The 6,358-nt window shown below is 68.9% G+C and carries 6 protein-coding genes and 1 tRNA gene; all 7 read left to right on the forward strand.

Annotated features, from left to right (window positions below):
* Window positions 1-134: 134 nt before the first annotated feature.
* The 7 genes from AB1L88_RS20360 (at window position 135) to AB1L88_RS20390 (ending at window position 6,182) form a co-directional block, all read left to right on the forward strand.
* Window positions 135-623, forward strand: coding sequence for a hypothetical protein (locus AB1L88_RS20360; RefSeq protein ID WP_367098529.1), 489 nt, complete (start codon window positions 135-137; stop codon window positions 621-623).
* 141 nt (window positions 624-764) lie between these two features.
* A complete protein-coding gene (rpsB, locus tag AB1L88_RS20365) occupies window positions 765-1,850 on the forward strand; it encodes a 30S ribosomal protein S2 (protein ID WP_367098530.1) in 1,086 nt (361 codons plus the stop codon).
* A 276-nt stretch (window positions 1,851-2,126) separates the two neighbouring features.
* Window positions 2,127-2,999: a translation elongation factor Ts gene (gene tsf, locus AB1L88_RS20370; RefSeq protein WP_367098531.1), complete on the forward strand. Its 873-nt coding sequence runs from the start codon at window positions 2,127-2,129 to the stop codon at window positions 2,997-2,999.
* A 206-nt stretch (window positions 3,000-3,205) separates the two neighbouring features.
* Window positions 3,206-3,985, forward strand: coding sequence for a UMP kinase (gene pyrH / locus AB1L88_RS20375; protein WP_367098532.1), 780 nt, complete (start codon window positions 3,206-3,208; stop codon window positions 3,983-3,985).
* Window positions 3,986-4,127: 142 nt separating this feature from the next.
* Window positions 4,128-4,688 (forward strand): ribosome recycling factor, encoded by a 561-nt coding sequence (gene frr / locus AB1L88_RS20380; protein WP_367098533.1) that lies wholly within the window; start codon window positions 4,128-4,130, stop codon window positions 4,686-4,688.
* A 98-nt stretch (window positions 4,689-4,786) separates the two neighbouring features.
* Window positions 4,787-4,860, forward strand: a tRNA-Val gene (locus tag AB1L88_RS20385).
* A gap of 794 nt (window positions 4,861-5,654) precedes the next feature.
* Window positions 5,655-6,182, forward strand: coding sequence for an SdrD B-like domain-containing protein (locus AB1L88_RS20390; RefSeq protein WP_367098534.1), 528 nt, complete (start codon window positions 5,655-5,657; stop codon window positions 6,180-6,182).
* The last annotated feature ends 176 nt before the right edge of the window (window positions 6,183-6,358 follow it).

The following is a 6,358-nucleotide window of genomic DNA, read 5'->3' on the forward strand; positions in this document are numbered from 1 at the left end:
CGCCATGCCTTCGATTCCCTCCACGACGGGTGGCCACGGGTGGCCGGGGCAAAGCGAAGCGTGCCCCGGTGTCGGAGGCCTCTTCTCCCGGGGCACGCTTCGCTTTGCCCCGGCCACCCGTCGGAGCCCCGATCATGCCTCGTCGCGGACGGATCACGATCGGCCGTTTGATGGGGATCATCGCGGTCGTCGGGTTGTGTCTCGGCGGAGCGTTGCAGGTCCGATCCTTGTTCCTGGCCTGGTTGACGGCCTCCATCCGGGCGCAGAGGATCGCGTCGGCCGAGATGTTCGAGGCGAGGGAACCGGTCGAGCAGGCGTTCGCCGCCCGGTTCCTCGACGGGGCGGATCTGGCCAGGCGATCGGGCGAACCGTTCGACGCCCTGATCCTGGAAGAGGCGGCCCTGGCCTGCCTCCGGCGCGCCGCCTTCGCCCGGGAAACGGCGGCCTACTGGCGGCTCGCCGAGCAGACCGCCCCGGCCTGGCCGACCGGCGCCGGGACCGGCCGCGCCCGGGCCTTCGCATCGAACGCCGACGGGAGGTTCGCCTACGAGGTCGCTCTGCCGATCCTCCGGCATTACGACGCCCGGACTCCCACGTTTGACGATTCCCTTCGAGGTCGGTAAACTTGGCGGCTCGACCGAGTCGTGTTCCGTGCCTGAACGAACCCCACTCGACCATCCCGAAAGCAAGGCCGCCCCGAGGGCACGTCGCCCCCGGACCATCGGCCGGACGACCACCTGACCGCCCCCGGAGGGGATTTGCCCGTGGCGATCGCTGTGAAGGACTTGATCGAAGCCGGCGTGCACTACGGCCACCGCGCCAGCCGCTGGAACCCGAAGATGAAGCCGTACATCTACGGCAAGCGCAACCTGATCCACATCATCGACTTGAAGGAGACCGTCCGCGGCCTCCTGCGGGCGACCAAGTACTTCAACCGCGTCGCCGCCGGCGGCGGCCTGATCCTCTTCGTCGGCACCAAGCGCCAGGCCGTCGACATCGTGGTCGAGCACGCCACCAAGTGCGGCATGCCCTATGTCACCGAGCGCTGGCTCGGCGGCACCCTGACGAACTTCCAGACGATTCGCAGCCGCCTCGACCGCCTCGACGAGCTGGAGCAGACGCTCGACAGCGACATGGCCCTGACCTACTCGAAGAAGGCGCTGAGCACGCTGAACCGCGAGCGCCGCAAGATCTCGCGGAACCTCGAAGGCATCCGGCACATGACCCGCCGGCCCGAGGCCATGTTCGTCATCGACCCGCACCGCGAGAAGATCGCCGTCAGCGAGGCCCGCAAGCTCGGCGTCAAGGTCGTCGCCCTGATGGACACCGACTGCGACCCCGACGTCGTCGACCTGCCGATCCCCGGCAACGACGACAGCATGCGGGCCATCGAGCTGATCCTCGACCGCCTGACCGCCTCCATCATCGACGGCAAGGCCGCCGCCCCCCCCGAGCCCCAGCGCCCCGAACCGGGCCAGCCCGGCGGCCAGGGGCAGCGCGGCCGGCTCGAACGCCGAGGCCCGCAGGGCGGAGGCCCGAGGGACGCCGGTGCCAGTGCCGCTCCCGGTGCTCCCGCGACCGCCCCGGCCCCCACGGCCGACCCCGAGACGCAGGCCGGCGGCGGCCAGTCGCCCCCCGAGGCCCCGACCCAGGACGACCAGTCCCGCCCCGCCCCGCTGCCCGCCGGCGGCCCGGTCCCCGAGGGGGTCTCGACCACCGCGCCCGTCTCGCAGCCGCAGGCCGGCCCCGACGTCCCGGTCGAGGCCGAGGGCGGCACCCGGCCCCCCGAGGCGGCCAAGATGGACACCCCTTCGCCCGACGAGCAGGAGCCGCCCGCCTCGCAGGGCTGAGCGACCCCGATTCGGTCGCGCCGGGCTTCGTTCCGGCCGACCGAGCTTTGACGCAACCCACCGGCCGCCGGTCGAGCCCTCGTGTTCCGCTCCCGGCGGCCGTCTCGCACCCATGACCGTCCTTCGGGATGCCGTCCCGGCTCCTGGGGCCTCGGGCCGACGGCCCGGTTGATCCCGCCGCCCCGCCCCGATCGCGGGCGGCGTTCTCAATCTCAGGACGCCCCACCCCCATTCTGACCTTACTCACGCCGCACGATCGACAGGGAGACCCGCACGATGGCCGAGATCACGGCCCAGGCTGTCAACGAACTTCGCAAGCGCACCGGGCTCGGGCTGATGGAGTGCAAGAAGCTGCTCCAGGAGGCCAACGGTGACGGTGCCAAGGCCGAGACCCTCGCCAAGGAGCGCGGCATGGCCAAGGCCGCCGGCCGGGCCGGCCGCGCCGCCACCGCCGGCCGCGTCGAGGTCGTCATCTCCGAGGACGGCCGCACCGGCGCCATGGTCGAGCTGAACTGCGAGACCGACTTCGTCGCCCGCAACGACGACTTCCGCAAGGCCTCGGTCGAGCTGGCCGACTTCGTCCTCGACCTGGGCACGACCGGCGTCCTCGACGCCTCGACCCTCAAGGACGAGAAGGTCGGCGCCAAGACCCTCAACGAGTTCCTGCTCGACCTGAACTCCCGGACCGGCGAGAACGTCCAGTTCACCCGCGCCGCCCGGCTCTCGGTCGACGGGCCCGGCCGGGTCGATGCCTACGTCCACCACGACAACAAGTCGGGCGCGATCGTCTCGCTCGAATGCCCGGACGACGCCACCGCCGGCAGCGAGCGGGTCATCGCCCTGGCCAAGGACCTGGCGCTGCAGGTCGTCGCCACCCGACCCCTCGCCGCCCGCCGCGACGAGGTCGCCCCCGACGCCGTCGCCGAGCAGAAGCGCATCTTCGTGACCCAGGCCGAGGACAAGCCCGAGAACATCCGCGAGAAGATCGCCGACGGCAAGCTCAACGCCTGGTACGGCGAGATCGTCCTGGTCGACCAGGTCTTCGTCAAGGACCCGTCCCGCAAGGTCCACGAGGAGATCGCCTCGGTCGGCAAGGAGATCGAACTGGGCAACTTCGCCCGGCTCGCCGTGGGCGAAGCGGCCGACTGACCGCCCGCCCGCCGAGGCCCGTCCGAGCCCCGTGGTGCCGCGTCCGGATCATCCTGAGGGTCGCCCGAGCGGCGACCCTCCCCCGCGCCGCTCGTCCGGGTCCGAACGGGCCGCTCGACCGGCCCCCTGCCCCGATGGCCCCGCGGCCCGGCCCACCGATCGTCCCCCCTCCTTCCTACTTGCTCTCGCGACCCGAGGATGACCTCATGGACCCGGCTTCCCCCAGCGACGAACCCCCGGTGTTCCGTCGCGTCCTGCTCAAGCTCTCCGGAGAAAGCTTCGCCCGGCCCGGCGAGGGGGGGATCAACGCCGAGGAGGTCCGCCGGATCGCCGACCAGGCGGCCCGGGTCGCCCGCCGTGGGGTCGAGCTGGCCATCGTCGTCGGCGGGGGCAACATCCTCCGCGGCGCGACCCTCGCCCGCGGCACCGATGTCATCAAGGAAGCGACCGGCCACTACATGGGCATGATGGCCACGGTCATCAACGGCCTCGCCCTGCAGGACGCCCTGGAGGGGATCGGCTGCGAGACCCGCCTGATGACCCCGATCCGAATGGACGAGGTCGCCGAGCCCTACATCCGCCGGCGGGCACTGAGCCACCTCTCGGTCGGCCGGATCATCATCCTCGCCGCCGGGACCGGCAGTCCGTTCGTCACCACCGACACCGCGGCGGCCCTGCGCGGCAAGGAGCTTGAGGTCGACATCATCCTCAAGGCCACCCGCGTCGACGGGGTCTACTCGGCCGACCCGGAGAAGAACCCCCACGCCGTCCGCTACGAGGCCCTGAACTTCGACCAGGTCGTCCGCGAGGACCTGAAGGTGATGGACGGCGCGGCGATCGGCATGTGCCGAGACAATCGCCTGCCGATCATCGTGTTCAACTACAAGCGCGAGGGGAACATCGAGCGGGTCGTCGCCGGCGAGTCGATCGGCACCTGGGTCAGCGACAAAGCCCGGCCCGCCGCCCGGCCGGCCGAGGCTGGCTGACCGGCCCTCTCCCCGTCACAATGGCAGACGCCGGGACGGGCCTCGGCCGATCTCGCCGCCCCCGGGCAGGCGGCCGGCCGGCGTGGCGCCGTCCTTGAACACGCTCCCGATCCCGATTCCCCGCAAGGTAGGGGCCGAGTCCATGAGTAGCGAAGAGATCACATTCGAGGCCGAAGAGCGGATGGAGAAGTCCGTCTCCCTGCTGGCCGACCAGCTCCGGGGCATCCGCACCGGCCGCGCCAACACCGGGCTCGTCGAGTCGATCCGGGTCGAGTACTACGGCTCGCCGACCCCCTTGAAGCAGCTGGCGAACCTGAGCACCCCCGAGCCGCAGCAGATCCTGATCCGGCCCTACGACACCGGCATCATCGGCGACATCATCAAGGCGATCCAGACCTCCGACCTCGGCCTGACGCCGAACTCGGACAACAAGGTCGTCCGGCTGAACGTCCCCCCCCTCTCGGTCGAGCAGCGCAAGAAGCTCGCCAGCCGGGTGAAGGACCTGGCCGAGGAGGCCCGCGTCTCGATCCGCAACATCCGCCGAGACGCCAACAAGTCCACCGACGCCGAGACCGCCGACAAGCTCCTGACCGAGGACGATCAGTCCCGCACGAAGGACGAGATCCAGGCCCTCACCAAGAAATACGAGGGGAAGGTCAACGACCTCGCCGAGAAGAAGGAAGCCGAGATCATGGAGGAGTGACCCCTCCCCCGCCCGCCTCGATCGCGGGTCCGGTCGGCAGCCTCTTGACCTGGCCCGCCCTCTCCGTCATAATCTCCTTCACACGAGACGCAACTCTCGGGCGATTAGCTCAGTTGGCTAGAGCGCCAGTTCGACACACTGGAGGTCACAGGTTCGAGCCCTGTATCGCCCATAAACGTTCGCAGATGCTGACCCTCTGGAGGTCCGGTCCTGCTCAAGGGCGGATCAAACTCAGGAACACGAAAGCGGCCTCGGCAACATGATCGCCGGGGCCGCTTTTTTTGTGCTGGGGCGCGTCGGATCGGGCACTCGGTGAATAAACGAAGTCCTGATCCGGCATTTGCGAGGCGGGCGCCGCGTCCCAGGAGCGCGTGATCACCGACGATGATGGCAGACGTCGAAAAAAATCGCGTGATGAATGGCCTACCCCCCTTGATTTTCCCGGCCGCCGAGGGATAGACTCAAATCGTGGGTCGTTCTTGATGGATGACCTCGCGGCTGAGAGAGCCAATGCAGGCCCCGGATGGGGGCTTGTGTTGGCTTTTTGCGTTTCCATATCATGATCCTCCTTCGAGAGGAGGAGGTGGTTTGTGTATTGTTGTTTTGCGTGTAAGCATGTTCGCTAGTCAGGGATTTGATTCTGGGAGGATGAGGCTCGTTCGAGGGAGCGGCGGCTCGTGCGGTCGTGTCGCCCGGGGATGCGCGGCCTGAGGGGGCGCGGCTTCGGGCGGCCGTGATGCGTGACGGTCGATGGCTTCGGACGGTATCGGCTCACCGGCCTCGTGCCGGTGAGGGGGTCTGCGTGCGCCTCCTGCGGGGCATCAGATCGATGATTGTGCACAGAAAATTGATGAAGGAGTGTGCGAAATGTCATTCACGCTTCTTTCCCCGAGATTCGGGCCCGCGTCGGGGCCGGGCACTGACGCCCGTCGGTCGGGTCGAACGCGACGACCTTCGGGACGCCGATTGGAACGGCTGGAAGAGCGGACGCTGCTGTCCCGGATCTTCGGCCAGTTGTTTGAAGACACGGATGGCGACGGCCTGAGGGACGTGGGCGAACTCGGCATCGAAGGGGTCGAGGTCCAGCTCCTCAAGTTTAACATCGTGGATGGCTCGACCTCGGCCTACCAAACCACGACCACCGACGCCCAGGGACGGTACTCGTTCGGCAACGATGGCCAGCCCGTCGCGATCGGCGATTACCAGCTTCAGATCGCTCCCGAGGCGGCCGGGGCCGTGCAGACGTACCCGATGGTCGAGCACGCCGCGCGGCCGTATTTCCTGAGGATCGACTCGGCGAACCAGACCATCGGCGCCTGGGCCGACGGCGAGCTGGCCGAACCGGCGGACGGCTGGATCGGCGAGATCCCCGTGTCGGGTTCGGCGAGCACCCAATCGTACTTCATGAACGGGGATTTCCTGTTCCAGTTCGGCCCGCAGGGGGTCGCCCCGTCGCGCGTCTCGTTCGGCTTCCTTGCTCGGGAAATCGCATGAATTCCGGGCATCGGTCGAGTCGCGAGTTGCCCCCGAGCCGGACCTCCCTCGTGGCCGCCACGCGGATCGATCCGTCGGAAGGAGATTCGAGTCCTGGTGCGGGTGCGGGTCGATCGCCGGGCTCGGCCCCCGCTGTGATGCCATAGAACAAAGGGCTGTGACATGTTTCACGACAC

It is taken from the genome of Tautonia sp. JC769, from assembly GCF_040717455.1.
GTDB lineage: Bacteria > Planctomycetota > Planctomycetia > Isosphaerales > Isosphaeraceae > Tautonia.

Bases quoted from the DNA above. Each gene is read 5' to 3' on its own strand.
- AB1L88_RS20360 (WP_367098529.1), top strand. From the start codon at position 135: ATGCCTCGTCGCGGACGGATCACGATCGGCCGTTTGATGGGGATCATC.
- tsf (WP_367098531.1), top strand. From the start codon at position 2,127: ATGGCCGAGATCACGGCCCAGGCTGTCAACGAACTTCGCAAGCGCACC.
- pyrH (WP_367098532.1), top strand. From the start codon at position 3,206: ATGGACCCGGCTTCCCCCAGCGACGAACCCCCGGTGTTCCGTCGCGTC.
- frr (WP_367098533.1), top strand. From the start codon at position 4,128: ATGAGTAGCGAAGAGATCACATTCGAGGCCGAAGAGCGGATGGAGAAG.